Genomic DNA, 26,825 nt, shown 5'->3' with positions numbered 1-26,825 from the left:
GAACGATTCCGACATCTGAATCGTGATTATTGCTCTGTTGAGCGGTGCCCAGGTTGCCTATATGAAGCGCAACAAAGGTCACAATCGTTGTCTGATCGAGATCGTGTCGCCAGGCCTTCCAAAGAGAGACGAGCGCAAATCCGTTGACTGATCTTCTGGAACAACTCGTCAATTTCATCGGGAACAATCCCTCCCTGGCCGGGGTCATCTGCTTTGCAGCGGCCATGGGCGAAGCGCTTTTCATCATCGGCCTCGTTGTTCCCAGCACGGTTGTGCTTGTCGGCGCGGGAACGTTTGTTGGCCTCGGCAAGCTCGATGGCTACTCCATCTTCGTCTGGACGACCTGCGGCGCAATAGCAGGCGATGCCATTTCCTACTGGTTCGGCTATTTCTACAAGGATCAGGTCCGAAAACTCTGGCCCCTTTCACGCTACTCAAGCCTGATGGACCGGGGCGAGGCGTTTTTCAAGGAACATGGCGGAAAGAGCGTTTTCATCGGCCGCTTCGTCCCCGGCGTCAAATCCGTTGTTCCTGGCATCGCCGGCATGGTCGGCATGAATGCCACGCGCTTCACCATCATAAATGTGGTTTCCGCCTTCGCATGGGCCATCGCCCATCTGGGGCCAGGCATCCTGGCCGGAACTGCCCTGAGTGCCATCGGCGAAGTCAGTGGGCGGCTCGCTCTCGTGCTCGGCGGCCTGCTGCTGATCGCCTTTGTCACCATCATGCTTGGACGTTGGCTGATCCTGATTATCCTGCCGCTCTTTCCAAATGCGCATACGGCCATTGTCAACTGGTTTGCAATGCGGCCAGACCGGGCATCAAAATGGATCGCCGCGACCTTCGACCCACAGCACCCACGCTCGACGGGCATGCTGGTTTCGGCACTGCTCCTCCTGGTGACGATGCCGCTCTTTTTCTGGTTCATGGGCGAGGTCGCACCTGGCGAACCCATGGTTCGGGCCGATGTTGCAATCCTGAACCTTTTCGAGAGTCTGCGCTCGCCGATCGGCGACCACATCATGGTGGCCATCACCACGCTCGGAGACGGTATCGTGGTCGCGCTGGTCACAATAGCCGTCGCGCTGTATCTGTTCGCGCGCAAGGCTTGGCGCAGGGCAACGGGCTTTGTCATTGCCATGTGCGGAACCGCGATTTTCGTTCCAGTCATCAAGGCACTTCTGGAACGCTCCCGTCCAATCGACCTCTATACGGGCGCGGACGCCTTCAGCTTCCCAAGTGGCCACGCAACGCTGAACACCGTACTTTTTGGAATCTGTGCGGTTCTGATTGCGCATGATCGCAGCAGATGGGTCAAAGCCGGAATTTTCACGATCACTGCCACCTATGTGATCGCAATCGGTTTTTCCCGAATCTATCTTGGTGCGCACTGGATGTCGGACGTCCTGGCAGGCTTTCTCTTCGGCACCGCCATGGTCGCTGCCTTCGCATTTGTTTTTGGTCCAATCCATAACGAAAAGGTCGGCCGGGTCACTCTGGCGGCGATTGTCGTTGGATCCCTGGCAACATTCGGCAGCTGGCATGCGGTGACAAGCATTGACGCTGCGATGGCCACCTATGAGCCGCGCAGTGACCGCAAATTGCTGACGTCACATGAGTGGCTGACCTTCGGCTGGGCGAGTCTACCGGAAAACCGTATTGAGCTGAGCGGAGAGACCAAAGAACCTCTCGTTGTCCAATATGCGGGCGAAACCGCCGGATTTGCGAACGCCCTGGCGGAGGATGGCTGGAAGCCCGCACCAGAATGGTCGCTCACGACCGCATCTGGTTTTGTCGTCGGGCAAACCCCTGCAGAGAAGCTGCCAGCCCTTCCGCGGACCCAAAACGGCCGTCAACCTGCGCTCATCCTGATCAAGAACGACCACATGCAAGACCCTCAAAGCAGCCGCTGGATCCTGCGCCTTTGGCCAAGCCGCTATCAGGTCCTGCATCGGGGCTCGCTTTTGCCGCTCTACACCGGCAGCGTCTTGCACGAGGAAATCCTGCGGCCAATGGGCGAGTTTTCAGGCCCCAAGATTGACCGTGAGGAGCCCGCATTGGCCGACAATCCGGCACTTCTGGTAGACGGTGCGGCAGCCAGAACCAGGACGGATGGAACGGAGGTTGTGCTTGCTCTCGAGCCTCCCGCCTCCCCCGTCAGTAGCTCTGATAAGCCAAGGGCCAATTCTCGGGGTCGGTAGCGTTGCCGTCGCAGTCATATTTGTCCCGATACTCAAGAAGTTCAAACTCCAGAACTTCGCCTGGGCCATCCGTCAATCGGTGAACCTGATGGACACCGCAGTCTCCTGCGCCGCGGCTCAAGGCGGTCATCTTGATGATGCCCTGCCCGGGAAGAACGTCTGCATTCATCGCAGCATAGTTCTGCTGCCCTTCCAATCCCGGCGGGTTGGGCAAAGTCAGAAGCTCGGCCCAGTCTCGCGCCGGGTTCTGGGTCACGCCAAAAACGCTTGATGCCTGATAGGCGCCCATCGTGCATGGCACCTCCCAAAGCAAATAGTTCTCGTTGATGACATAGCGGGCACCCGCCCAGGCAAAGGAGCCATCAATGTCGCAGTCCTCGCTGGCATAGCCCCGCATTGTTTGGCGCAGAGCCGCCGGAACCTCCGACATGTCAGCCAGCATCATGGGTGCGCCAAAGGGAATTCCTGCCGGACCAGCCCATCCGGCACTCGGAACAGGAGCCGCCGCGCTTTCCTCATCGCCCGCATTCAGACCGGCGCAGCCGAACGTACCTCGCGCCCGGGCCTGGAACGGAATTTTGCCGGATTGCACCACATAGACCGTGGCCCGATCAATTCGGCTGTGATTGCCGACGTCTTCAGCTTCAAGAACCTCGATGTGCACCCGCGTATCGCGATCGCGCGTGGCGTAGAGCGCGTTTTTCGCCATGCCGGCGATCCACTCCCCATCACGCAAAAGCTCCTCCAGCGCGAGCACATCTCCGCCAATCTCGAGCCGTGCTGGTTGAGGAGCGCCGTCGGAATCAAAAGGCATGTAGAAAAGATAGGCGTATTTGTCATCGCCCGGATCCCGGTTGTGCTGCCAAAGCGCATAGTGGCAGGAGGCCAGACCGCCCGCGATTTCAAACTCACCAAACAGCTTCAATGGAATTTTGTAAGCGTCATCATCCGCCGCCGCGGGCGGTGACACAACAGATGCAAAGAGCAGCCCTGCACACCCCAAGGCGCATGCCGCTCTCTTCCAAACCTCACTCATTCTCATGACGTATCCCCCTCTAGCCCCGAAGAAGAATGGGCAAATTGACGCCAAAAATCCACCTGCTCCTGCTTCTTACCGATTGAACTGCCGGCGATCTGCGCATTCCTCCCGACTTTCCGCTGCGGTGAGTGCGTGTTTTTATCCCTTGCGCGTTCTGGCTCAATTACTATATTCAATTTATTGAAACTATTGGATGGGTGGGAAGAATGACCGAATTCACTCCGGTGATGTCGCTACTGGGCGGTGCTCTCATCGGCATCGCGACAGTGGTCCTGATGGGAATTCATGGCCGGATTGCCGGTATCAACGGAATTGTTGGCGGTCTGCTGACCTCGCCAGCTTCCGGTGACTGGTCTTGGCGCGCTGCCTTCATTCTGGGAATGATCGTCTCGCCAATTGCAATGAGTGCAGTGACAGGTGACCTGCCCCAGATCACCGTTCCGGTCGAGCCCATCATGCTCGCCGTTGGCGGGTTTCTCGTTGGTGTCGGGACATCGCTCGGATCCGGCTGCACCAGCGGCCATGGGGTTTGCGGCATTGCTCGCCTTTCGGCCCGGTCAATCGTCGCGACCTTGACCTTCATGGCAACCGGCCTGTTGACCGTTTACCTCACTCGTCACGTGATCGGAGGCTGATCGCCATGCTCAAGACGCTCTCAGCATTCGCCATCGGGCTCGTTTTCGGCACCGGGATCATGCTTTCCGGCATGGCAAACCCGGCCAAGGTTCTGAACTTTTTCGACATCTTCGGGACCTGGGACCCCAGCTTGATGTTTGTCATGGGCGGCGCGCTCATCGTGACCGCCATCGGCTACCGGCTGGTGTTCCGCATGGGCCATCCACTGCTCGCTGACGGCTTTTCACTGCCAACCCGGAAAGACCTCGACGCGAAACTGATCGGCGGATCCGCAATCTTTGGCATAGGCTGGGGCCTCAGCGGCTTTTGCCCGGGCGGTCTGGTCCCTGCACTTGGCCTTGGGCGCATGGAGCCCGTCGTCGCCGCGACAGCCATTGTTGTCGGCATGATCGCTGTCCGGATAGTCAACCGCCTGCGCGCTGCCACTCCGGCAGCTTCCGCGAACCAGGCCTGAAAATGCTTCTTGAGATCCTGACGACAATGCCGGGGCATTGAACGACCAAAACGCCGAGACCACTCCGCCTCTCACGTGCGCTGCTGGTCAGAAAAGGGAGATGACGAAATGACTGAAGCGACCTACCCCGTTGACATGTCCGTAACGCCGGACGTCAAGGCATTCTTCGATCCGGCCACCAATACCATCAGCTACGTGGTGAAGGATCCTGGTTCCAAGGCTTGCGCAGTAATCGACAGTGTCATGGGCATCGACTACGCAGCCGGCCGGATCACCTATGATCACGCCGACGCCATGATCGACTACATCGAACAGAACGGCTTGAAGCTCGAATGGCTGATCGAAACGCATGTGCACGCAGATCACCTGTCCGCCGCACCCTATATTCAAAGCAAGCTCGGCGGGAAACTCGGCATCGGTGACAAGATCACCGTCGTTCAGGACACATTCGGCAAGGTCTTCAACGAAGGCACCGATTTCCAGCGTGACGGCAGCCAGTTCGACCGACTCTTCCAGGACGGTGACACCTATGAGATTGGCGGCCTCAAGGCTTTCGCCATGTATACGCCCGGGCACACACCGGCTTGCATGGTTCACGTCATCGGTGACGCAGCCTTTGTCGGCGACACCCTGTTTATGCCGGATGGCGGCTCCGCCCGCGCGGATTTCCCCGGCGGCGATGCTGCAACGCTTTACGATTCCATCCAAAAGGTCCTGAGCCTGCCGGACAGTATGCGCCTGTTCATGTGCCACGATTACGGCCCGAACGGACGTGACATCAAATGGGAAACGACGGTTGGCGAAGAGAAAGCGCACAACATTCACGTTGGCAGCGGCAAGACGAAAGAGGAGTTCGTCAAATTCCGTCAGGAGCGCGATGCTCAGCTCGACATGCCGAAGCTGATCATCCCGTCCCTTCAGGTCAACATGCGCGCGGGCAAACTTCCCAAGGAAGACAAAAGCGGCAAGCGCTTTTTGAAAGTGCCGGTCAACGGCCTCTAAGCGCAAATCAAAGAGCTTTCGGGAGGAACCGCATGGAAGCGAAACGGATCACCAGGCACCTTTCGGTCAGCCCGCAGATTGCGGCGACCGACTTGTGGGAAGCTGCTAGCCAGGGTTTCCGCTCTGTCATCTGCAACCGTCCAGACGGCGAAGGTGCCGACCAGCCGACGTTTGAGGAGATCGAGGCAGCTGCGAAGAAGGCTGGCCTTGAGATCCGCTATCTGCCAGTTGTCGCGGGCAAGGTGTCTGACGACGACGCCACCGCGTTCAGCGCAGCTCTGGAAGAGCTGCCCAAGCCGGTCTTTGCCTATTGCCGGACCGGAACCCGGTCAGCGACACTCTGGTCACTTGCTCAGGCCGAAACACGACCCGTCGCTGACATCCTGGAGCGGACGAAAGCAGCCGGATATGACATGGCAGGTGTCGTGCGGCGTATCGCCAATGGCGGCAGAACGCCGACAGAGACAGCCGAAGATGCTCGGTTTGATGTGGTGATTGTCGGCGCAGGAGCTGGCGGCATCGCGGTCGCTTCCAGCTTGAAAGCGCGGAAGTCAGACCTTGAAATCGCGATCATCGACCCGGCAGACATTCACTACTACCAACCCGGCTGGACCATGGTGGGCGGCGGCGTCTTCAAGGCTGCAGAAACAGCCAAGACGATGGGATCGCTGATACCGTCCGGCGTCCACTGGATCAAATCGGCTGTCGCCGCATTCGAGCCAAAGGACAACGCGGTGATCCTGGACGGCTGCCGGATCGTCAAGTACGGACGCCTGGTCGTTTGTCCCGGTCTCAAGCTGGACTGGCACAAGGTGGAGGGACTGGTCGACACACTGGGCAAGAATGGCGTCACCTCAAATTACCGCTATGATCTCGCACCCTACACCTGGCACCTGGTCAAAACGCTGAAGGCGGGTCGCGCCCTCTTCACGCAGCCGCCCATGCCGATCAAATGCGCGGGCGCGCCGCAAAAGGCACTCTATCTTTCAGGTGATCACTGGAAGCGCTCGGGCAATCTCGACAAGATCAACATCGAGTTCATGAACGCAGGCGGAGCGCTCTTCGGCGTCAAAGACTATGTTCCCGCGTTGATGGATTACATCAAACGCTATGACGCGAAGCTGAACTTCTTCCACAATCTTGTTGCCATCGATGGATCCGCTCGGATTGCAACGTTCGAGGTCAAGGAACCCGACCAGGAAATGCGCCGGATCGACGTCGATTTCGACATGATCCATGTGACGCCGCCACAGGTCACACCGGACTTCATCAAGGTCTCGCCGCTGGCAGATGGTGCCGGTTGGGTGGACGTCGATCAGGCCACGCTGCGCCACAAGCACTATGACAATATCTGGTCGCTCGGCGATGTCATGAACGCACCGAACGCCAAAACGGCTGCTGCGGCACGCAAACAGGCACCGGTCGTCGCAGAGAACCTTGCGGCCGATATCGATGGCAGGAGCGCCGACGCGCAATATGACGGCTATGGCTCCTGTCCCCTGACCGTGGAGCGCGGGAAGATCGTGCTCGCCGAGTTCGGATATGGCGGCAAACTCCTGCCCAGTTTCCCAAGCTGGCTGATCGACGGCACCAAGCCAAGCAAGGCGGCCTGGCTTTTGAAGGAGCGTCTTCTGCCTCCGATCTACTGGAAGGCCATGTTGCGCGGTAAGGAATGGATGGCAAAGCCGGAGAAAGTAACCGTCGGCTGACCGTTTTTGACACCACTGAAAGAAACACTTGCGGGCCGGACAACCGGCCCGCAATTATGTGAAAAGCCATGCACAGGATCAGATGAACCATTTGAAGCGCTATTTTCCGATCCTGACCTGGGGCCGGACCTACGACAAGGAAGCCGCGACCAGCGACCTCGTTGCGGCGATCATCGTGACTATCATGCTCATCCCGCAGTCGCTGGCCTACGCACTACTTGCGGGGCTCCCGCCCGAAGTTGGCCTTTATGCTTCAATCCTGCCGTTGGTGGCCTATGCCATCTTCGGAACCAGCCGGGCTCTGGCTGTCGGGCCCGTCGCCGTTGTCTCTCTCATGACGGCCTCTGCAGTCGGCGAGTTCACTCAGCAAGGAACGGCAGAATACCTCGGTGCCGCCATTGTGCTGGCTTTCATTTCCGGCCTGATGCTGATGGCCATGGGCTTCTTCCGCCTCGGCTTTCTTGCGAACCTGCTCAGCCACCCGGTCATCTCGGGCTTCATCACGGCGTCCGGTCTTCTCATCGCCTCAAGCCAGCTAAAACACATCCTCGGCGTCCCGGCTTCAGGCCACAATCTCTACGACATCCTTCCATCCATCGCGTCGAAGATTGATGAAACCAATCTTGTCACGCTTACCATCGGCGTCCTTGCGACCGGCTTTTTGTTCTGGGTTCGCAAGGGCTTGAAAAAGCTGCTGCTCAGCATCGGCACCAAGCCGTTTCTCGCCGATATTCTGACCAAGGCAGGTCCGGTCGCCGCAGTCGCCGCGACCACTTTGGCCGCCGCCGCATTTGATCTGGGTTCGCAGGGAGTGCGCCTCGTTGGTGACATTCCCTCCGGTCTGCCGATGCCCCATTTGCCAAGTTTCGACAGTGCGCTCTGGCTTCAGCTGGCACCGGCCGCCCTTCTGATTTCGATCATAGGGTTCGTCGAATCCGTTTCGGTGGCCCAAACCCTCGCGGCCAAGAAACGACAACGCATCGAACCGGATCAGGAACTGATCGGGCTTGGTGCATCCAACATCGCTTCTGCCATTTCCGGCGGCTATCCGGTTACCGGTGGCTTTGCCCGCTCGGTTGTCAACTTCGACGCAGGCGCTGCAACACCTGCGGCAGGTGCATTCACTGCCATCGGCATTGCCGTCGCGACCTTGTTTCTCACACCACTTTTGACCAACCTGCCGCAAGCGACCCTCGCCGCAACCATCATTGTTGCTGTCTTGTCCCTCGTCGATCTGGGCGCGATCAAACGCACCTACGCCTATTCCAAGAGCGATTTCGCCGCCATGGCCGCGACGATCCTGATCACCCTGTTCTTTGGAGTCGAGCAGGGTGTTGTGTCGGGCGTCGTGCTTTCGATCGCACTTTACCTCTATCGCTCCAGCCGCCCGCATATGGCTGTTGTCGGTATTGTTCCGGGAACCGAGCACTTCCGAAACGTCGACCGCCACACTGTGGCGACGGGAAAAAGCGTTCTAACCTTGCGTGTCGACGAAAGCCTGTTCTTCGCAAACAGTCGTTATCTGGAGGACCGGATTTACGCGCTCGTGGCGGACCGGCCGGAAATCAAGCACGTCGTACTGATGTGCCCGGCGGTCAATGAAATCGATGCAAGTGCGCTGGAAAGCCTCGAAGAGATCAATCACCGCCTGTCAGACAGTGGCGTTTCCTTCCACCTTTCCGAGGTCAAAGGTCCGGTCATGGACCGGCTGCAAAGAACTGAGTTTCTGACACACCTCACGGGAAAGGTGTTCCTCAGTCAGTATGACGCCTTGTGCGAACTGGATCCCCTGACAGCCCACATCTCGGAATCGCATACACCCAAGCGCACTGCCCAATCCGGCATCTGGTCCGGCCCGGAAATCTGAGCACAACGTGACACGCTGTTGAGTTTGATGGATCTTGCCTGCACTGTCGGCAAATGAACCATCCAACAGCTGCTTCAAGCCGGGCTCGGCTCCACAGCCTCCTGAAACGCGGTGAGAGCGAGCTTCTTGTCGTTGTTTTTTCCCAGGTGCGCGTGCCAGCTGGAAAGTTCGGACTGGAGCGGCTATTTGCCAAGACACGTCACAACTGCCTGTTTTTGAATGACGCTGATTGCGAGTGGTATCTTGGGCTTGAGGACGACATCGATGCGGCCATCTCAGCAGCAGTCGGAGAAGTCAGTCCGGCGCGGATGATCTATTACGGATCATCCATGGGCGGCTACGGGGCGCTTCTCACGGGTTTGAGACGTCAAGACGGCGAAATTCATGCTTTCGGGCCGGAGCTCCGCCTTGGCAGACCGGGCTATCAAAGCACCGGATATGGAATTTGCGCCAACGATCAACGACTTGTCGATCTCGCGAGCCTCGCAGACGCATTTTCTCGTGAGCTGAACTTGTACTTTGGATGTTTCGATGCCGTAGATGCTGCTGGTGCAAGTTCTGCGAAGGAGCTGCTGCCAAAAGCGCGCCGCCACCTGCTGCGTTCAACCCACGCAAACCACGATCATCTCTATTCGCTCAACATCATCCGGCGCCTCATCCGCACATTCGAACGTGATCCAGCTCGCGAGCTTGCTTCCAAACAGTTGAATTGCGGCATCGCAGAATGCGAGCTTCGGATTTTTGGAAACCTTGGCGAGGCATTTGCCTCAGGCGCCGTGGTCGATCCACCGGACCTTGCCCAACTCGAGGCGTTTCACCTCAATCCAGGGATCATGCAGCTCGCAGCAAAGGCCCAAGCCAGGGCCGGCGACCTAGATAAAGCGCTCGACACCATGGCAGAGACTGAAGCTCTGATCGAGAACGACCCGGTTCTCCGCGGATTGCCAAAGCGATGGCGCAAGCAGTTGCCGCTTCAACGTGTCAATTGGTTTCTCGAAGCCGGACGGCCTGAGATGGCGCGGCGGCTTCTGACCGAAACGCTGGAACGCTTTCCCGCAGACGAAGCAATGCTGACGCTTGCAAAGCAACTCGAGCTCCGCTGCATCGCATTGCCACACACAGGCGCTACTGACTTACCGATTGAGTGACGGGAATAATGCCACGGCAGAAACGATAATATTCCGGCGGCCTTTCACCATCCTGCACCATCAGGCCCTGCGACCCGCGACGACGAACTGTCAAAAGGCTCAAGGCATCACCACCGGCAACAAGGTCACAGTTCATCGCAGCGCGCTGCGACTCCACAGCGCCCTGCTCTGCTCCGTAGACCGTACAGATCCTGTCGGGAGTTTCCATAAGCCCTCTGAATATGGCAACCGTAGACCCCGGCTGGCTGCGATCAATGGAGCGCAGATCTGCGCAAGCTTCCCGATCGGTCGTCCAGATCCCCTGCGCAAAGTCGGCAAAGCGTAGATCCAGCACTTTTCGCTCCAACAGCGGAGATCGCCTCTGAACCGAAACGACACGGTCTCCTTTGACAGCAAAAGCCTGGTCGGCAAATTCAAAACTGAACGCCAACACCAAAAAACAAGCTGCCAAAACACACTTCACGCCCTGCTTCTCCCACGCACTGCTCATCCCAATTGTCGCTAACCTATGGCCGGAAGGCCTGTCATCGCAACACTAATGCTTTGACTGTGTCGTCAAAGCTGAATCTCCCTTGAACGCCAATCGCGAACCAGGGCGGCTTTAAAGGCTCATTTCCTTATGAAGACACTCGCATTTGAGCCTATCTCATTAAAAGTTGGACGCAAAATTCTTGAAAAACACGAACATATATAGAACTAATCAGGAATGAACGATAAAATGACCCCCTCGGGCCAGCGCGTGACGCTTGACGATCCGTTAACGGATGGCCGCCAGTCGGAGACAGCTCTCAAGATCTGGCGTGGCACCGCGCGCATGCTGAGGGCTCTGAATTTTGCCTGTCTTCCCGAGATCACTCTTGCATCAGGTCGCCGCGCGGACCTGATTGCGCTCGGGCCGAAACACGAACTTTGGATCGTCGAGGTCAAGTCATCTGTCGCTGACTTTCGCTCCGACACCAAATGGCCCGACTACCGGGAACACTGCGACCGGCTGTTCTTTGCAACTCATACGGATATGCCCAATGAGATCTTCCCAGAGGATGCCGGGCTAATCATCTCTGACGGGTATGGCGCTGAGATTCTGCGTGATGCTCCCGAACACAAGGTCGCGGCAGCCACCCGAAAGGCCGTCACGCTGCGATTTGCCAGACTGGCGGCGCACCGTCTTCACGACCTTTCCGACCCCGACGGACGGCATCAGTTCCGCGGTATTTAAAATCCGGTTGCTTCGTGCTCGCGTAAATCGGCTGGAACGAAGGAAGCCAACCACAATGAAAATGCGCAAGAAAGCCGACCTGCCCCAGAAGATCTGCCGGGCATGTGGCCGACCTTTTTCCTGGCGTCATAAATGGAAACGCGACTGGCACGCTGTCCTCTATTGCTCGGAGCGATGCCGGAAAATCGCCTAGCCCCTAGGCTTTCATCGACGCCACGTCGTTCATGATCGCACGGGACCAGGCGATGGCGTCTTCCTCGCAAAGTCGGTCGAACATGATCTGCCAGCGATCCCTTCGCTCCTCCAGAGGCATCGTTATGGCAGACTGAAGACCAGCAGCCACCTCTTCGGCGGAATGCGGATTGACGATCACCGCTTCCTTCATGCCTTCTGCAGCACCGGCAAACCGGGACAGAACCAAAACGCCCGGGTCTTCTGCCCGTTGCGCTGCGATGTATTCCTTTGCGACCAGATTCATACCGTCGCGCAAGGGGGTCACAAGACCAACGCGGCTTGCGCGATAAATCCCTGCAAGCGCTCGGCGTGGGAAAGACTTGGTCAGAAAACGGATCGGCGTCCAGTCGAGGTCGGCAAATCGGCCATTCACATGGCCCGTCATCTCATCGAGCTCCCTGCGAATATCAATATAGGCATCAAGCTCGGCGCGTGAGGGCGGGGCCACCTGCATGAGCGACACGCGTCCGCGGTTTTCCGGATAATCCTCCAAAAGCCGTTCGAAGGCCCGAAAGCGTTCCGGCAGGCCTTTTGAATAGTCGATACGGTCGACGCCAATGATTTGCTGACGGCCACCCAGCAGCTTTTCAAGGCGCGATATGTTCCGGCGAGCGTCCGGGGTCATTCCGAACTTCGAGAATGCCTCCGCATCGATCCCGATCGGATAGGCACGCACGATGACTTCCCTCCCGCCGATGGAGATCCGGCCATCACCCAGATCGGTCGCATCCAGCTCCTCTATCACGAAACGGCGGAAGTTGTCGGCATCCCGCCGAGTCTGGAAACCCACGAGGTCATAGGCAAGCATGGCACGGACGATTGAGCCGGCATTCGGAAGGGCTGCAAGGATTTCGGGGGCAGGAAAGGGAATATGCAGGAAGAAGGCGAGCGGATTGTTCACCTCCATCGCGCGCAGATTCGCGGCAAACGTCAGGAAGTGATAGTCGTGCACCCAGACGACATCGTCATCCTGCAACAAGGGCCGGAGGCGGGTTGCAAACCGGTCATTGACGTGCCGATATCCCTGCTCGAAGCGCCGATCGAAGACCGCAAGGTCGAGCCTGTAGTGCAAAATCGGCCACAGCGTGCGATTGGCATAGCCGGCATAAAACTCGTCGTAGTCGGACTGCGTCAAGTCCATCTGGACCATCTGAACCTTGCGCGTCTTCTGGGTCTTGAGTTGCCCGAAAGAACCTTCCTCAGAGATCTCTCCGGACCAGCCGAACCAAATTCCTCCGGTCTGGGTCAATGCGTCGACTAGGGCCACAGCCAGCCCGCCAGCCCGTCCCGTATCCTTCAGTGGTCCCACTCGATTCGATACGACGACAAGCCGTCCCATTTGATGCTCTCCCAACTATGTTTTTGAAGTCTCGCAGCTTCATTTTACGGTCCGCAGTCGAACCTTAGATGACTTTCTCCCATCCAGCGCTGAGGCGAACGGCCCCGTTGATGATGCCAACCATGGAATAGGTCTGGGGGAAGTTGCCCCAAAGCTCGCCGGTCGAAGGCGTGGTATCTTCCGACAGCAAACCGACGTGATTGCGGCAAGACAGCATGGTCTCGTAGATTTCGCGTGCCTCTTCCTTCCGACCGATCCGCGCAAGGGCATCGATGTACCAGAAGGTGCAGATGTTAAATGCGTTTTCAGGTGCTCCGAAGTCATCGGCAGCGTGATAGCGGAACAGATGATTGCCACGCCGGAGGGTCTCGCCAATCTTGTCGACCGTCGCAATGAAACGCGGGTCGTTCGGCGGCAAAAAGCCGACCTCCGCCATGAGGAGCAGGCTCGCATCAAGGTCATTGCCCTCGAAGCTCTCGACGAAGGCACCTTTCTGCTCGTTCCAGCCCCGCTGGCAAATGACGGAATGGACCTGTTCAGCCCGTTCGCGCCAAAAGGCCGTACGATCCGACAGTCCAAATTGATTGGCGATCTTGGCAAGTCGATCACAGGCAGCCCAGCACATCAACGAAGACGATGTGTGAACTCTCGCCCGGGTCCGCAGCTCCCAGATGCCGGCATCTGGCTGATCATGCATGGCAAAGGCTCGTTCGCCAATCTGCTCGAGACGGCGGAAGTCATCCAGTCCCGGTTGATGCAAAAGCCGCTTGTCAAAATAGGCCTGGGACGCACCAAGAACGATCTGACCGTAAACATCATGTTGGAAATGTTCATATGCCTGATTGCCAACCCGTACCGGACCATTGCCCCGATAGCCCGGCAGATCGACCGTGGTCTCTACAAGCTTTTCTTCCATGCCGATGCCAAACAAAGGCTGAACGTGGCCACCCTGGGTAATCGCGGCGATGTTGTTGAGATAGCGGAGATAGTTCTCCATCGTCTCCATTTCGGAGAGCGAGTTGAGCGCGCGCACCACGAAGAATGCGTCCCGGATCCAGCAATAACGGTAGTCCCAGTTGCGTTGGGTCCCCATTGCTTCAGGGATCGATGTCGTGGCGGCTGCGATAATCGCGCCCGTTTCCTCATAGGTACAGAGCTTGAGCGTGATCGCTGCCCGGATCACCGCTTCCTGATACTCCAGCGGTAAGCCGAGCCGGCGCGTCCAATGCTTCCAATAAGTCTCTGTGTTTTCCTCAAAGTCCCGGCAAATCCGGTCCGGATGATCTGTCAGAGATTCATCTGGGCCGAGGTAGAAAGACATAGGCCCGTCCAGCAGGAACGGGGTCTCGTCGCGGATGTAGGTGACGGATCCATTCGTCGTCATGCGCAGGGTTGTACCATTGCCCACCCAGCGAATGTGATTGGAGCCGAATGTCACATCCGGAACGCGCTGCCCCCAGGCAAAGCGTGGACGACAGCGAACCTTGATGCGCGGATGGCCGGACAGCGGCCGCACGCGCCGGACAATCGCATTGGGCCGGAACATGCGGCCCTTCGTCGTGAACCGTGGCGCAAAGTCGGTAATCTCGATGGCGTTGCCCTGGCCGTCGAAGATCCGCGTCTTCACGATAGCTGTGTTCGGCACATACTCCTGTTCACTGCGGACAGCACCGTTCAGGTCGATGTTGAACGCGCCATCACCCTCATTGCCGCGTGTTCCCAAAAGGGAATGAAAAACCGGATCGCCATCGAACCGGGGCAAGCAGCACCAGACGAGCGAGCCCATCTTGTCTATCAACCCGGCATAAGAGCAGTTGCCGATCATCGCCAGATCCAGCGACGGGGACAGTTCAACAGGCGGCGTCCAAACCATGCTTCAGGTCTCCGATACAGTCATCCTACCGACCAGCCAGTCGTGTACGGCGGCCACATCCTTCAAGCGGTGCAATGCGCCGGTGTTCCCGGGCCCAACCTTGATCCCAAAGCCCCCAGCATCCTGAGCTGCGGCTATTCCGTCCTCATCGGTCACGTCATCGCCGATAAAGACCGGACGACGCCCTTTAAAAGGCAGCTGTTCGAGGAAAGCGCGAACCGCATGACCCTTGTCGCTGGAAAACGGCTTGGCCTCGACCACCATCTTGCCATGGACAAGATGAAGTGCCGGCAGGGCCTTGAGAGCCTCTTTCATCAAGGCGACGACGGCTGCTTCCAGCTCAGGCGCGGCGCGGTAATGCACTGCAACGGCCGGGCCCTTGTCTTCAAGCGTTGCGCCTCGCGTCAAAATGTCGGCGTTCTTCAGCAGGCCTTTCAACGCGCGAATGTCGGGGCTTGGCGGATCGCGCAGGATATCCCGGTCTGCAGCCATGCGGTGCTCCAGGCCATGAAGACCCGCAGCCGGCAAGTGAAGTGGCGCGAGGAAATCATCAATTTGCGCGATAGGGCGGCCTGAAATGACCGCAACCGCCCCGTCGAGTCTGGTCTGAAGTTGCTGCAAGGAAGACACGACGTCGCTAGCGACCTGAACTTCTTCAGGGCGCGGAGCCAACTCGGTTAGCGTTCCGTCGAAATCGAGAAAAAGAGCCATGTCCGGCTCAAGCTGCGGCGCATCGTTCATGCCACATTCTTAGGTCTTGCCGAGGATGGATGAAAGACGACGCAGCGAAATTAATGGCCAGCAAGGGCACAAAATAACAGCAGAGTGTTTGCCGCGCGCCAGGATCGGCGCGCGGCGGCCTGTTTTAGACGTAACGGTTGACCACGTTTTCCAGATATTCCTGACGTCCGGAGACCGGCTGCGGGTTGATTTCCTCATTGAGGACCCGCTGCTCGATATCCTCGAGTGACGATGTCGTCAGCATCGCCTTGGCGTCTTCGCTCTGCCAACCCGCGTAGCGATCCTTGACGAAGTCTGTCAGGACGCCATCCTCGAGCATGCGCCCGGCCGCCTTGAGACCACGGGCGCAGCAATCCATTCCACCAATGTGGGCAATGAGAAGGTCTTGAGGATCAAGGGACTGGCGGCGCAGTTTGGCGTCAAAATTCGTCCCACCGGAGGTGAAGCCTCCACCCTTCAGGATTTCGTAATAGGCGAGCGCCATTTCCGGAACATTGTTGGGGAACTGATCGGTATCCCAACCGGATTGATAATCGTTCCGGTTCATGTCGATGGACCCGAAGATCCCCAAGGCGTTTGCCATAGCCAGCTCATGTTCAAAGGAATGGCCTGCCAGGATCGCATGTCCCTGCTCGATGTTGACCTTCACCTCATTCTCGAGACCGTGGCGCCTCAAAAATCCGTAGACCGTTGCAACGTCATAGTCGTATTGGTGCTTGGTCGGCTCCTGAGGCTTCGGTTCGATCAGGATCGCGCCCTTGAAACCAATCTTGTGCTTGTAATCGACCACCATGTTCAGCATCCGACCAAGCTGCTGATCTTCCTGCTTCAGGTCGGTGTTCAAAAGGGTCTCATAGCCTTCACGGCCGCCCCAAAGGACATAGTTCTCGCCGCCCAGCTTGAGGGTGGCATCCATACAGGTTTTCACCGTCGCCGCGGAGAAGGCAAAGACGTCGGGATCAGGATTGGTCGCAGCGCCCGACATAAAGCGGCGGTTCGAGAACAGGTTCGCCGTACCCCAGAGAAGCTTCAGGCCGGTCGCAGCCTGCTTTTCTGCAAAGTAGTCGACGATTTCGTTCAGGTTACGGGTGTTTTCGGCAAAGCTCGTGCCTTCCGGACGGACGTCTGCATCATGAAAGCAGTAGTAGGGAACACCGAGCGCAGTGAACATTTCAAAGGCGACATCGGCCTTCAGCTTGGCAAGTTCCATGCTGTCTGCCGGGAACCACGGACGTTCGAAGGTCTGACCTCCGAACGGATCCCCGCCGGGCCAGGCAAAGTTGTGCCAATAGCAAACCGCAAAACGCATGTGATCTTCCATGCGTTTTCCCATGAAGACCTCATCCGGGTTGTAGAAGCGAAAGGCCAGCGGATTGGTGCTGTCGGGCCCTTCAAACGGGATTTTGGTGATATCGCCGAAAAATCCGGTGGTCATGAGCGTTCTCCTTAAAATCCGGCCTGCTTGAGGGCCGGGTATAATTTACGCCAGCGGGAATAGGCTTCCGAATAGGCGCTTGTCAGTTCTGGGCGGGGCTCGATGCTGGTTCGCATCGGAGGAGGTGTGAAAATGCCCTCGGTGGTGCCGGCTGCAGCTGCCTGACTCAGGCGTGCGGCTCCCAAAGAGCCACCAAAATCACCATCGGCGGGGACATCTACCACCACATCAAGAAGGCTTGCGATGATCTCGAGCCAGGCTGTCGAGCGCGAGCCACCACCGACCGCGGTTACCCGTTCAACCGATGTTCCCGCGACGGCGAGGGCCTCCATGCAGTCCTTGAGAGCGAATGCAACTCCGTCGAGGACAGCGTGGGTCAGTTCGCGGTTGTCGGTTTCGTGCGAGATGCCATAGAAACCCGCGCGGATCGAAACATCGTTGTGCGGGGTGCGTTCGCCGCCCAGATAGGGCAGGAACTGAACGTCTGACGGACGTGAGATAGCACCCACTCCATCCGTCAGATCTGACGGCTTTGCACCAAGGGTCCCTGCCAGCCAGTTGAGGCTGTCGGTCGCCGACAGGATCACACCCATCTGGTGCCAGGTATCTGGCACGGCATGGCAAAACGCATGGACCGCGCTTTCAACGTTGGGCGAGAAGCGATCGTTGGTCACAAACAGTACACCGGACGTGCCGAGGGACACGAAGGCAGATCCCGGGGCCGTCGCACCAACGCCGCAAGCCGACGCAGCATTGTCGCCGCCGCCACCGGCAACAACTGGCGCAGACGCCATGCCCCAACGCTGGCAAAGTTCCGGGCGAAGCTGACCAGAGCTCTCGGCGCCCTCGACAAGTCTGGGCATGTGATCGCGTGTCAGTCCTGTTGCCGCCAGCAGGTCATCGGACCAATCGCGACGAGCTACATCGAGCCACAGCGTTCCGGCGCTGTCGGACATGTCGCCAACATGCTCGCCTGTAAGCTTGAGACGGACATAGTCCTTTGGCAGAAGCACCTTGGCCGTCTTCTCGAAGATTTCCGGCTCATTTTCGCGAACCCACTGAAGCTTGGGAGCAGTGAAGCCCGGCATGACACGGTTGCCACCCAGAGACAGGAACTTTGGCTCCGCGGCTTCAAGCTCTGCACATTGCTTTGCAGAGCGACCGTCATTCCACAGGATGCAGGGACGAAGGGGCTTGTCGTCTGCCCCCAGAAGAGTTGCGCCATGCATGTGCCCGGACAGGCCGATACCCTTCACAGCCGCCATTTCGCCGGCAGCTGTCCGGGCAAGTTCATCCATCGCCATTTCGCAAGCTGTCCACCAGCTATCCGGATCCTGTTCAGACCAGGACGGGTGTGGTCGCTGAACGGTCAGGTCCGACGTCGCCGATGCGACCAGCTTCTGGTTTTCATCGAGCAAGATGGCCTTGACCGAACTTGTCCCGATGTCGAGACCGATAAACATGAGGTACGCCCCTCAAATCAATTCGAAAGAAAGTGCCGAAAGGTAGCCCCATCGGCACTTGCGGTTCTTCAGCCACTCTCAGGAACAAGTCAAGAGAGGGTGAAAACGACCGCCCGGAAAGCCGGGCGGTCATGATTTTCGCTATCCGAGGACGGTGTCGTCGTTCAGGGCGCCGGGACCAGGCGTCGCGCCCTCCGGACATTTACCCAAGATGATCATGCCAAGCACATCATCGTCGGTCACATCCGTTGTCTTGGCGCTGCCAACGAGCTGGCCGTTTTTCATCACCGCCACACGATCACATAGCTGGAAGACATCGTGGATGTCATGACTGATGAGGAAGATGCCCAGACCTTGCTTTTTGAGCTCCTGGATCAGCTCCGCAACCATCTGGGTTTCATGGACGCCCAGCGCAGCGGTTGGCTCGTCCATGATCAGAATGCGCGCGTTGAAATAGACGGCACGTGCAATCGCGACAGACTGGCGTTGACCACCCGAAAGGGCTTTCACAGGCGCGTTGAACTTTTTGAAGTTCGGGTTCAACTTGCCCATGATCTTGCGGGTTTCCGCTTCCATGGCATCGTCATCGACAAAGCCCATCGCCGAGGTCAGTTCGCGGCCAAGGAAGAGGTTGGAGGCCGCATCCAGATTGTCTGCCAGCGCGAGCGTCTGATAGATGGTCTCGATGTTCTCGGCACGGGCATCACGCGGGCTGTTGATGGTCACCGGCTTGCCGTCAATCAGGATCTCGCCGCTGTCAGCCTTGTAGGCTCCCGACAGGATCTTGATCAAAGTGGACTTGCCGGCACCATTGTGGCCCAGAAGGCCGACGACTTCACCTGGGTAAAGATCGACGGACACATGGTCGACAGCGTGCACTCCACCGAAGGAGATGCAGATGTCTTTCATTTCGACCAGGGGAGTTGTCATTGGATCAGTCTCCCGTGCGCTTGCGGTAAAGGATGTCGACGAAGACGGCAAAGACGAGAACGATGCCGACGACAATGTTCTGAAGCGGTGCGTCCACACCGACCATGGCCATGCCCGACTGCAGAGACTGCATGATCAAGGCACCGAGGATCGCACCGTAGATTGTTCCAACGCCGCCAGACAAAGCGGTTCCGCCAATCACCGCGGCCGCGATGACCCGCAGTTCGTCAAGTGTGCCGATGTCATTGGTCGAAAAGCCAAGACGGGCGGCTGCGACCGCACCAGCCAGGGCGCAAAGACCGCCCATCAGCGCGAAGACCTTGACCGTCAGGAAACGCGTGTTGATGCCGGAGAGTTCCGCCGCGTCCGGATTGCCGCCGGTTGCGAAGATATAGCGGCCAAGACGGGTCCGTTGAGCAACGATGGTCATGGCAACGGCCACGGCGATCAGAAGCAGAACCGAATAGGGAATACCGTATCCCATGGTCAGACCTTCAGGCATCGTTTCGCCGGCAGCTGCGAAAATCCGCTTCAACCGCGCTGCCGGAATGTCATAGGCATTCAGTGTCGCGACAAAGCCGAGGATCGACGCCGCGATCAGGCCGGAAATCGTGAGCTCGGCCCAGAGCGGCTTGATGGGAAAGCCATGAGAGCTCTTGCGCTTGCGCGACATGACCTGCAGGGCAAAGGCCGCGGCCACCGCAAGGGCGCCAAAGATCCAGGACCAGGTCTCGCCCAGGGTGCCGCCGATGCCACCAATTTTCGTGAAGGTCTCGTCGAGCGGACCAATCGTCTGGCCGTCCGTGATGAACCAGGCTGCATTCCGCCAAACCAGCAGGCCGCCGAGCGTGACGATGAAAGCCGGAATGCCAAGATAGCCGACCATCCAGCCCTGAAACGCACCGATGATCACACCAACCACGATGCCGACGACGATCGACAGGATCCAGAGCATCGGATGCCCCAGCTCAATGCCCAGCGCATTTGGCAGAAAATCTGTCTGTGCTACCGCCATGACCGCCGCAACAGTCGCCAGAAGCGAGCCGACCGAGAGATCGATGTGGCGGGTCACGATGATAAAGACCATGCCGGTTGCCATGATGGCCACGGAAACGGTCTGAATCGTCAGGTTGAAGACGTTGCGCGGCGTCAAGAACCGGCCGTCTGTAAACACGTTGAAGACGAGACACAGCACAATGAATGCGCCGATCATGCCCAGAAGGCGCGTGTCCAGCTGCAAGGCGGAAAAGAAATTGCGTGCTGTCGGGGCTTTCGACCCAGACAGGGCGTCATCGGACATCGGGGAAACTCCTGCTTGGAGACCAGTCGCACGTGCAATAATCCGGATGTTATCGCCGGATAACCGTCCTGTCCAAGCAATCAGCTATCAGGACCCGCGCATGTGACTGCCCCGGCCAAATGGCCGGAGCAGTTTTAGTGTGCTGACTATCAGTTACAAGGAGCCGGACCGTTGGATACGCCCTGGCAGAGCGCGTCCTTGGTGATCCAGCCAGCATCGACAACAGCTGTCAGGTTGTCCTTGGTGATCGGCATCGGCGCGAGGAAACGAGCCGTCATCTCGGTGCCGGACGGAGACGTCCAGGTACCTGCACCATCGACAGCAGACATTTCGGTTCCGCCGGAAAGCGCAGCAGCGATTGCACCGGCAGCCTTGCCGAGCTCACGAGCGTCTTTCCAGACGGAAACCGTCTGAGTGCCCTTGGCAACACGGTTCAGAGCAGCGTGGTCGCCATCCTGACCGGAAACCGGAATACCTTCCATGCCCTGAGCCGTCAGAGCTGCAACAACACCGCCGGCTGTACCGTCGTTGGATGCAACAACAGCATCAACCTTGTTGTCCTGGGCTGTCAGGATCTGTTCCATGTTGCGCTGAGCGTTCGCCGGCAGCCAGCCATCTGTGTAGGCTTCAGCGACGATCTTGACCTTGCCGCCATCGATAGCGGCCTGGAGAACTTCCTGCTGACCACCGCGGAGGAAGTCCGCATTCGGGTCGGTCGGGGAGCCCTTGATCATGACGTAGTTGCCTTCAGGCGCAGCTGCGAGAACAGCGCGAGCCTGCATGCGGCCAACTTCGACGTTGTCGAAGGTCAGGTAGAAGGCGCGCGGGTCTTCGATCAGACGGTCGTAAGCAACAACCGGGATGCCTTCATCAGCAGCAGCCTGAACAGCCGGGCCAATTGCCTGCGCATCCTGAGCAAGGATGATCAATGCAGTTGCGCCCTGGGCGATCAGCGCTTCAACGTCGGAAAGCTGCTTGGCGGAAGAGCTCTGCGCATCAGCGGAAATGTAGGTTGCACCAGCAGCTTCGAGAGCGCCCTTGATGGCTGCTTCATCCGTCTTCCAGCGTTCTTCCTGGAAGTTGGACCAGCTCACACCAACGACAACATCATCTGCATGGGCAATGTTTACGGCTGTGGCGGACATAAGGGCGCCAGCCAGTACGGAAGCGATTTTACGCATATGTGTTTCCTCCTGCAGACGCTTACCCACCTCCGGGGTCACGTCTCGTATTTTCATCCCAAGGGGCTGCTCGCCCCCACGTCGACATCCTTAGCATTATTTTTTTCGATGTCCGAAAAAAAGTTGCTCCAAAGCGCGGCTCCTGTCAACATGGTTTTACAAAACTGTCACCTGCGTCCATAAATCGGCAGGGACCAAACAAAACGCTCCGGAAAACCGGAGGACGGGGAAACACCTTTGAGGAAGCTGCGGAGAGGATGACGAGGAAAGCCGACAGGGATCAAATACGGCGGCAAAACAGAAGCATAATTTTGCAGACCCTGCGCCGGAACGGTCCCCTCGCCCGAATAGATCTTGGCAAATTCACAAAGCTCAGTCCGGCAACCGTTACGGCGATTACTTCGGATTTGCTCGCACAAGGTCTTATTGAAGGGATCGAAAGTGACGAACCCAAGGCCCCCTTGTCCCGAGGGCGACCCAGATCGTTGTTGCGCCTCAATCCGGACGCCGCATGCGTTATCGGTTTGCGAATCTCGGTCAACACCATCGACATGTCGCTGGCCAATTTCGCCGGCGAAACCTTTCTGACCCAACGCATTTCGTTCGACAGCGCAGCCGCCGACCGTCACAATTTCCCAGATCTTTTGGTCGAAGCAATCAAGTCCTTCACCAAGCAAGCGGGTCTCGACCAAAATCAGATCAAGGAGATTGGGGTCGCAGCCCAAGGCGTGGTTGAATTGAACGCGGGAATGGTCGTCTGGAGTCCCGCCTTCAACGGCAGGGAAATCCCGATCGTGGAACCTCTCCAGTGTGCCTTTGACGCCCATTGCATCCTTTCCAACGACACCAACATGATCACAGAGGCGCTGCACTGGTCCGACCCGACCAAATACAGCGGCACCTTCGCGGTCGTGATGGTGGATTACGGCGTAGGGATGGGCCTTTACCTCGACAATCAACTGTTTGCGGGAGCAAGCGGCAAAGCCGCAGAATTCGGGCACGCCAACCACATCCCTGGCGGGGCATTGTGCCGGTGTGGCAAGCGCGGCTGTATGGAGGCCTATCTTTCCGACTATGCCCTCGTTCGCTCTGCATCGGATCTTCCCGAGGATACCGACCCAAAGGACATATCCGCCGGGGCCGGGGCACTCGAAGCATTGATCGAAAAAGCGAAAATCGGTGACGCGAATGCACTAAAAGCTTTTGCAGATGCCGGCAAGGTTCTCGGTTATGGACTCGCCAGGCTACTCGCCATGATAGACCCTAAACGGATCGTTCTGACGGGAGCCGGTATGCGTGCTTTCGACTATATGGAGGCAGGAATGCATGCCGGATTGGAAGAAGCACTCGTCACAGACCTGAGGCAGAACTTTTCCATCGACGTGATGCCATGGAACGAGGATTTCATCCGCAGGGGACTGATCGCCCAGGCGATGGAAAGACTGGACCAGGATTATACCGGGCCCGGCATTCCTCAAGCGTCAGTTCAGCGCCAAGACGGTGAGACTGAGGCGCTGGCATGACCAATTCCAGCCGGTTTTCGGTGATGATCCCCGCGTTGGCGGGATCGTTGCTGATCGCGCAGCTCTTCGCCATGTCAGTCCACGCCGATGAGGCAGGTTCCACACCGCCCTGGAACGAACAGGTCCTCGGTGAGCCAATCGACTATGACATGTTTGCAGGCGACCCAGAGAGTTCTCTGGACCTTCTGATCGAGCACGGTGAAAGGCTGTTCGAGGGCAAATTCACAGCGACCGATGGTGCCGGACGCCCTGAGGCCACACAAGCAATCGTTCCAACCAAACGCCGCAGGCCCTCGGCCTATGTTTTCCAACGAATGGCGGGTCTAGATGCCAATTCCTGCGCCTCTTGTCACAACGTCCCCGTTTCAGGTGGAGCTGGGGATTTTACGGCCAATGTCTTTGTATCGGAAGGCTTCGAAAGCGCCGACTTCGACACGATAGACCCCCAGTTTTCCAATGAACGCGGCACCAACGCGCTTCAAGGCTCCGGGCTCATCGAGATGCTCGCCCGGGAAATGACGCGTGATCTCCGCGCCCAGCGCCGTGAGACCCTGGCCAAGGCGCGCCACTCAGGAGAAACCGTCACCGTTGCCCTTTCGACCAAGGGGGTTTCCTTCGGAAAGCTGAGCGCCAAGGCCGATGGAACGCTTGATGTGTCCGGCCTCGATGGGATCGACGCCGATCTCACACTTCGTCCTTTCGGGCAAAAAGGTGTTTTCGCGTCCCTGCGCCAGTTCACCGTGAATGCCCTCAACCATCACCATGGCATTCAGGCCAGCGAGCGCTTTGGCGCCCAATGGACGGGAACGCATGACTTTGACGGCGATGACATTCCCGATGAGGTGGGTTCGGGGGAGGTCTCCGCCCTTGTCGCATGGCAGGCGAGCTTGCCTGCCCCAACGCACAAGAGCGACCTTCCGGACATCTGGAAATCTGCTGCCGACGCCGGCGAGACCCTCTTCGCGGATCTTGGCTGCACCGCCTGCCATATCCCGGCGCTGCCGCTCGAAAGCCTGATCTTTCAGGATCCCGGACCCTATGACAACGCAGGGACCTTGCGGCCGACTGACGTGGACCTTCCGATCGAATTGGACTTCTCGCAGTTCGCCTGGGTTCAGGCGCTGCCCAAGGATGCCGAAGGGCGTACACTTGTGCCGCTTTTTGGAGACCTTAAACGCCACCGGATTGCAGATGCGGCACGCGATACCTTGGGCAACGAACTGCTCAGCCAGCGCTTTGTGGCAAGAGACGTCTTCCTGACCGCCGAGCTTTGGGGCGTCGGAAGCACCGCGCCGTATGGACACAGAGGTGACCTGACGAGCCTGCATGAAATCATCGAAGCACACGGCGGCGAAGCAACCGATGCCCGGAAAGCCTATTCAGCGCTCGATGAATCTGAACGGCAGAAGATCATTGCATTTTTGCGCAGCCTGGAGATCGCGCAATGACCGCCATACTCAAGCAGGTGCAATGCGTCATAGCCGCGATTGTAACGAGCGCATTTTCTGCGCTTGCCCAGGATGCTGAGAGAAAGCCGTCAGTAGCTCCGGTGCCCAACTTTGTGGAAGAAGCATCGGCTGCCGGCCTCGACCACACCTATGATGGTCCCTGGGAATATTTCGTCGGCGGCGGTGTTGCGATTTTTGACTGCAACGGAGACCGGCGGCCGGATCTGTTTGTCGCTGGCGGCAAGGGCCGCGCGAGCCTGTTTCAAAACAACAGCTTGACCGGTGGCGCATTGTCCTTCGAAAAGGTGGAGACCGGCCTCAGCGAACGGCAGGAAAGCAAGGCCCTCGGGGCCTACCCTCTCGATTTTGACAATGATGGCATCATGGACCTTGCGGTTCTCCGTCTTGGCGAGAACCTGCTGCTCCGGGGGCTTGGAGAATGCCGGTTTGAAAGCGCCAATCGCGCACTCGGCTTCGACGGCGGGCGCGAGTGGACCACGGCTTTCTCTGCCACCTGGGAGCAGGGTGCGGAATTCCCAAGCCTCGCTTTTGGCAACTACGTTGACCGGTCTGCGCCCGGCGCACCCTGGGGAGCTTGCCACGACAACTATCTTTTCCGCCCGCAAGGCGACGAGGGCCTCGACTATTCTAGCGCCGAGCGCCTTAGCCCCGGCTATTGCAGTTTGTCGATCCTCTTTACCGACTGGAACCGATCGGGAGAACATGCTTTACGCGTCTCGAATGACCGGCATTACTACCGCGGCGGTGAAGAGCAGCTTTGGGCTGTACCACCGGGGCGACCCGCACGCCTTTACCGAAGGTCCGACGGCTGGCGTCACCTGAAGATATGGGGCATGGGCATTGCCTCCATCGATCTCAACGTGGATGGCTATCCCGAGTTCGCTCTCACCAGCATGGGCGACACGAAGTTACAAATGCTCGATGACGAGGCTGATGAAACAGTTCCGGTCTATCGCGACATTGCCTTTGACAAGGGCCTCACGGCCCACAGACCTTACACCGGCACCGACCTGCGCCCTTCGACAGGCTGGCACTCGGAATTTCAGGACGTCAACAACGATACACTCTGGGATCTGTTCATCGCGAAGGGAAATGTCGAAGCCATGCCCGACTTCGCAGCCTACGACCCAGACAATCTGCTTTTGGGGCAATGGGACGGCAAATTCACCGAAGTCGGAGATCACGCGGGCATCGCTTTGGACCGACGCGGACGTGGCGCAGGGCTGGCCGATTTCAACATGGACGGTCTGCTGGATCTCGTGGTCGTCAACCGCTCAGCGCCTGTCAGCCTGTTTCGCAATGTCGGAGCTGGCACATCGGAAACCCCGCGCCCACTTGGAAACTGGCTGAGTGTCGAGGTTAGGCAACCGGGGAAAACCAATCGAATGGCTGTCGGCGCAAAGGTCAGCGTCAAGATCGGCAACAAGACAATTGTCCGCGATGTGCAGGTTGGAGCAGGACATGCATCCGGACAGGCTGGCTTCCTGCATTTCGGCCTCGGCGTATCTGAACGGGCGCAGGTTCGTGTCCGCTGGCCCGACGGGGACTGGAGCCATGGCTATCGCGTCTTTGCCAATACCCACGTGTTGATTGATCGAGGCGCAGAGAGCGCCGGGCTCTGGTTTCCCGAATAACCCTTGAGGCGTGCAGGCTCCGGCAAAAACAACCCTTTCATTGCTGACCCGATCTGGGCATGTTACTGTTTGTTAACCACGTCCACGCTATCTGGATGTGGTTCGGAGATCGGGTCATCATGCTTTTTCTTTTTATTTTAGCTGCAGTGCTTTACTGCGTCATTGCATTGTTTTTCCTGATCTTTTCCGCAGCTGAACTGATCGATAGCGGAAACAGCAGCAATCTTCGTTTGCTGGCTGCCCTTGCCACTTCGGTGGTTTGGCCCGCGACGCTGATCGTCATGACGGCGTTCGTTTTTGGCGCTCAGTGCGCTGCCAGGCTTCGTTTTTCCACAAAGTCCAATGAGCTGCATCACGTTCCGGCACGGACTCCAAACGTGATTGCCATGCGCCGCGCCGACTAATTGATCGGCACAAGCGAAAACTCTCAA

The 26,825-nt window shown here is 58.2% G+C and carries 23 protein-coding genes; 13 read left to right on the top strand and 10 right to left on the bottom strand.

The genetic code is table 11. The features are described from left to right. Positions 1-143 precede the first annotated feature (143 nt). The gene (locus ABJZ52_RS05420) at positions 144-2,201 is read left to right on the top strand and encodes a VTT domain-containing protein (RefSeq protein WP_348192896.1); all 2,058 of its coding nucleotides are present in this window, start codon (positions 144-146) and stop codon (positions 2,199-2,201) included. Here the strand turns inward: ABJZ52_RS05420 and ABJZ52_RS05415 are convergent. Beyond that, positions 2,158-3,237, bottom strand: a complete 1,080-nt coding sequence (locus ABJZ52_RS05415) for a DUF1176 domain-containing protein (RefSeq protein WP_348192893.1) — start codon at positions 3,235-3,237, stop codon at positions 2,158-2,160. The two genes, ABJZ52_RS05420 and ABJZ52_RS05415, sit on opposite strands and share 44 nt — an antisense overlap. Before the next feature lie 209 nt (positions 3,238-3,446). On the opposite strand from ABJZ52_RS05415, the gene ABJZ52_RS05410 reads away from it, so the two are divergent. The 6 genes from ABJZ52_RS05410 (at position 3,447) to ABJZ52_RS05385 (ending at position 10,056) form a co-directional block, all read left to right on the top strand. Continuing rightward, positions 3,447-3,875 carry a YeeE/YedE family protein gene (locus ABJZ52_RS05410; protein WP_348192891.1) on the top strand — a complete coding sequence of 143 codons (429 nt, stop codon included), beginning with the start codon at positions 3,447-3,449 and terminating at the stop codon, positions 3,873-3,875. 5 nt (positions 3,876-3,880) lie between these two features. Continuing rightward, positions 3,881-4,330, top strand: a complete 450-nt coding sequence (locus ABJZ52_RS05405) for a YeeE/YedE family protein (protein WP_348192888.1) — start codon at positions 3,881-3,883, stop codon at positions 4,328-4,330. Between the two features lie 108 nt (positions 4,331-4,438). Then, a complete protein-coding gene (locus ABJZ52_RS05400) occupies positions 4,439-5,332 on the top strand; it encodes an MBL fold metallo-hydrolase (RefSeq protein ID WP_348192885.1) in 894 nt (297 codons plus the stop codon). Positions 5,333-5,364: 32 nt separating this feature from the next. Beyond that, positions 5,365-7,041, top strand: coding sequence for a TIGR01244 family sulfur transferase (locus ABJZ52_RS05395; protein WP_348192883.1), 1,677 nt, complete (start codon positions 5,365-5,367; stop codon positions 7,039-7,041). A gap of 82 nt (positions 7,042-7,123) precedes the next feature. Further along, the gene (gene sulP, locus ABJZ52_RS05390) at positions 7,124-8,908 is read left to right on the top strand and encodes a sulfate permease (RefSeq protein WP_348192880.1); all 1,785 of its coding nucleotides are present in this window, start codon (positions 7,124-7,126) and stop codon (positions 8,906-8,908) included. A gap of 53 nt (positions 8,909-8,961) precedes the next feature. Beyond that, a complete protein-coding gene (locus ABJZ52_RS05385; RefSeq protein WP_348188808.1) occupies positions 8,962-10,056 on the top strand; it encodes a hypothetical protein in 1,095 nt (364 codons plus the stop codon). On the opposite strand, the gene ABJZ52_RS05380 is transcribed toward ABJZ52_RS05385, so the two are convergent. Beyond that, entirely contained in the window at positions 10,034-10,390 is a 357-nt protein-coding gene (locus tag ABJZ52_RS05380; RefSeq protein WP_348192877.1) for a hypothetical protein, read from the bottom strand. The two genes, ABJZ52_RS05385 and ABJZ52_RS05380, sit on opposite strands and share 23 nt — an antisense overlap. Positions 10,391-10,762: 372 nt before the next feature. Between ABJZ52_RS05380 and ABJZ52_RS05375 the strand changes: the two genes are divergently transcribed. Next, positions 10,763-11,272, top strand: coding sequence for an MmcB family DNA repair protein (locus ABJZ52_RS05375; protein ID WP_348199986.1), 510 nt, complete (start codon positions 10,763-10,765; stop codon positions 11,270-11,272). 55 nt (positions 11,273-11,327) lie between these two features. After that, entirely contained in the window at positions 11,328-11,465 is a 138-nt protein-coding gene (locus ABJZ52_RS05370; protein WP_348188802.1) for a DUF2256 domain-containing protein, read from the top strand. Between the two features lie 3 nt (positions 11,466-11,468). On the opposite strand, the gene ABJZ52_RS05365 is transcribed toward ABJZ52_RS05370, so the two are convergent. The 8 genes from ABJZ52_RS05365 to xylF form a co-directional block, all read right to left on the bottom strand. Continuing rightward, entirely contained in the window at positions 11,469-12,845 is a 1,377-nt protein-coding gene (locus tag ABJZ52_RS05365; protein WP_348192872.1) for a trehalose-6-phosphate synthase, read from the bottom strand. Positions 12,846-12,909: 64 nt separating this feature from the next. Further along, entirely contained in the window at positions 12,910-14,718 is a 1,809-nt protein-coding gene (locus tag ABJZ52_RS05360; RefSeq protein WP_348192869.1) for a glycoside hydrolase family 15 protein, read from the bottom strand. A gap of 3 nt (positions 14,719-14,721) precedes the next feature. Beyond that, entirely contained in the window at positions 14,722-15,459 is a 738-nt protein-coding gene (otsB, locus tag ABJZ52_RS05355; RefSeq protein ID WP_348192866.1) for a trehalose-phosphatase, read from the bottom strand. A 124-nt stretch (positions 15,460-15,583) separates the two neighbouring features. Then, a complete protein-coding gene (gene xylA / locus ABJZ52_RS05350; protein ID WP_348192863.1) occupies positions 15,584-16,894 on the bottom strand; it encodes a xylose isomerase in 1,311 nt (436 codons plus the stop codon). Positions 16,895-16,905: 11 nt separating this feature from the next. Next, complete coding sequence (xylB, locus tag ABJZ52_RS05345) at positions 16,906-18,357, bottom strand: xylulokinase (RefSeq protein WP_348192860.1); 1,452 nt, start codon at positions 18,355-18,357, stop codon at positions 16,906-16,908. Positions 18,358-18,498: 141 nt separating this feature from the next. After that, entirely contained in the window at positions 18,499-19,287 is a 789-nt protein-coding gene (locus tag ABJZ52_RS05340; RefSeq protein ID WP_209008638.1) for an ATP-binding cassette domain-containing protein, read from the bottom strand. Positions 19,288-19,291: 4 nt separating this feature from the next. Beyond that, entirely contained in the window at positions 19,292-20,587 is a 1,296-nt protein-coding gene (locus tag ABJZ52_RS05335) for a sugar ABC transporter permease (RefSeq protein WP_348192857.1), read from the bottom strand. A gap of 149 nt (positions 20,588-20,736) precedes the next feature. Continuing rightward, positions 20,737-21,768, bottom strand: coding sequence for a D-xylose ABC transporter substrate-binding protein (gene xylF, locus ABJZ52_RS05330; RefSeq protein WP_348192854.1), 1,032 nt, complete (start codon positions 21,766-21,768; stop codon positions 20,737-20,739). A 311-nt stretch (positions 21,769-22,079) separates the two neighbouring features. On the opposite strand from xylF, the gene ABJZ52_RS05325 reads away from it, so the two are divergent. The 4 genes from ABJZ52_RS05325 (at position 22,080) to ABJZ52_RS05310 (ending at position 26,798) form a co-directional block, all read left to right on the top strand. Beyond that, complete coding sequence (locus tag ABJZ52_RS05325; protein ID WP_348192852.1) at positions 22,080-23,291, top strand: ROK family transcriptional regulator; 1,212 nt, start codon at positions 22,080-22,082, stop codon at positions 23,289-23,291. After that, positions 23,288-24,739 carry a di-heme oxidoredictase family protein gene (locus ABJZ52_RS05320; protein ID WP_348192849.1) on the top strand — a complete coding sequence of 484 codons (1,452 nt, stop codon included), beginning with the start codon at positions 23,288-23,290 and terminating at the stop codon, positions 24,737-24,739. Before ABJZ52_RS05325 ends, ABJZ52_RS05320 begins: the two co-directional genes overlap by 4 nt. Beyond that, entirely contained in the window at positions 24,736-26,394 is a 1,659-nt protein-coding gene (locus ABJZ52_RS05315; RefSeq protein ID WP_348192847.1) for a CRTAC1 family protein, read from the top strand. Before ABJZ52_RS05320 ends, ABJZ52_RS05315 begins: the two co-directional genes overlap by 4 nt. 119 nt (positions 26,395-26,513) lie before the next feature. Further along, positions 26,514-26,798 (top strand): hypothetical protein, encoded by a 285-nt coding sequence (locus ABJZ52_RS05310; protein WP_348192845.1) that lies wholly within the window; start codon positions 26,514-26,516, stop codon positions 26,796-26,798. The last annotated feature ends 27 nt before the right edge of the window (positions 26,799-26,825 follow it).

The organism is Roseibium sp. (assembly GCF_039982295.1).
Classification (GTDB): domain Bacteria; phylum Pseudomonadota; class Alphaproteobacteria; order Rhizobiales; family Stappiaceae; genus Roseibium.
This window is presented reverse-complemented; position numbering and strand designations above follow the sequence as displayed.

Coding starts and splice junctions, on each gene's coding strand:
- ABJZ52_RS05415 (WP_348192893.1), bottom strand. CDS start 3,237: ATGAGTGAGGTTTGGAAGAGAGCGGCATGCGCCTTGGGGTGTGCAGGG.
- ABJZ52_RS05410 (WP_348192891.1), top strand. CDS start 3,447: ATGACCGAATTCACTCCGGTGATGTCGCTACTGGGCGGTGCTCTCATC.
- ABJZ52_RS05405 (WP_348192888.1), top strand. CDS start 3,881: ATGCTCAAGACGCTCTCAGCATTCGCCATCGGGCTCGTTTTCGGCACC.
- ABJZ52_RS05400 (WP_348192885.1), top strand. CDS start 4,439: ATGACTGAAGCGACCTACCCCGTTGACATGTCCGTAACGCCGGACGTC.
- ABJZ52_RS05395 (WP_348192883.1), top strand. CDS start 5,365: ATGGAAGCGAAACGGATCACCAGGCACCTTTCGGTCAGCCCGCAGATT.
- sulP (WP_348192880.1), top strand. CDS start 7,124: ATGAACCATTTGAAGCGCTATTTTCCGATCCTGACCTGGGGCCGGACC.
- ABJZ52_RS05385 (WP_348188808.1), top strand. CDS start 8,962: ATGAACCATCCAACAGCTGCTTCAAGCCGGGCTCGGCTCCACAGCCTC.
- ABJZ52_RS05375 (WP_348199986.1), top strand. CDS start 10,763: ATGAACGATAAAATGACCCCCTCGGGCCAGCGCGTGACGCTTGACGAT.
- ABJZ52_RS05370 (WP_348188802.1), top strand. CDS start 11,328: ATGAAAATGCGCAAGAAAGCCGACCTGCCCCAGAAGATCTGCCGGGCA.
- ABJZ52_RS05365 (WP_348192872.1), bottom strand. CDS start 12,845: ATGGGACGGCTTGTCGTCGTATCGAATCGAGTGGGACCACTGAAGGAT.
- ABJZ52_RS05360 (WP_348192869.1), bottom strand. CDS start 14,718: ATGGTTTGGACGCCGCCTGTTGAACTGTCCCCGTCGCTGGATCTGGCG.
- otsB (WP_348192866.1), bottom strand. CDS start 15,459: ATGAACGATGCGCCGCAGCTTGAGCCGGACATGGCTCTTTTTCTCGAT.
- xylA (WP_348192863.1), bottom strand. CDS start 16,894: ATGACCACCGGATTTTTCGGCGATATCACCAAAATCCCGTTTGAAGGG.
- xylB (WP_348192860.1), bottom strand. CDS start 18,357: ATGTTTATCGGTCTCGACATCGGGACAAGTTCGGTCAAGGCCATCTTG.
- ABJZ52_RS05340 (WP_209008638.1), bottom strand. CDS start 19,287: ATGACAACTCCCCTGGTCGAAATGAAAGACATCTGCATCTCCTTCGGT.
- ABJZ52_RS05335 (WP_348192857.1), bottom strand. CDS start 20,587: ATGTCCGATGACGCCCTGTCTGGGTCGAAAGCCCCGACAGCACGCAAT.
- xylF (WP_348192854.1), bottom strand. CDS start 21,768: ATGCGTAAAATCGCTTCCGTACTGGCTGGCGCCCTTATGTCCGCCACA.
- ABJZ52_RS05320 (WP_348192849.1), top strand. CDS start 23,288: ATGACCAATTCCAGCCGGTTTTCGGTGATGATCCCCGCGTTGGCGGGA.
- ABJZ52_RS05315 (WP_348192847.1), top strand. CDS start 24,736: ATGACCGCCATACTCAAGCAGGTGCAATGCGTCATAGCCGCGATTGTA.
- ABJZ52_RS05310 (WP_348192845.1), top strand. CDS start 26,514: ATGCTTTTTCTTTTTATTTTAGCTGCAGTGCTTTACTGCGTCATTGCA.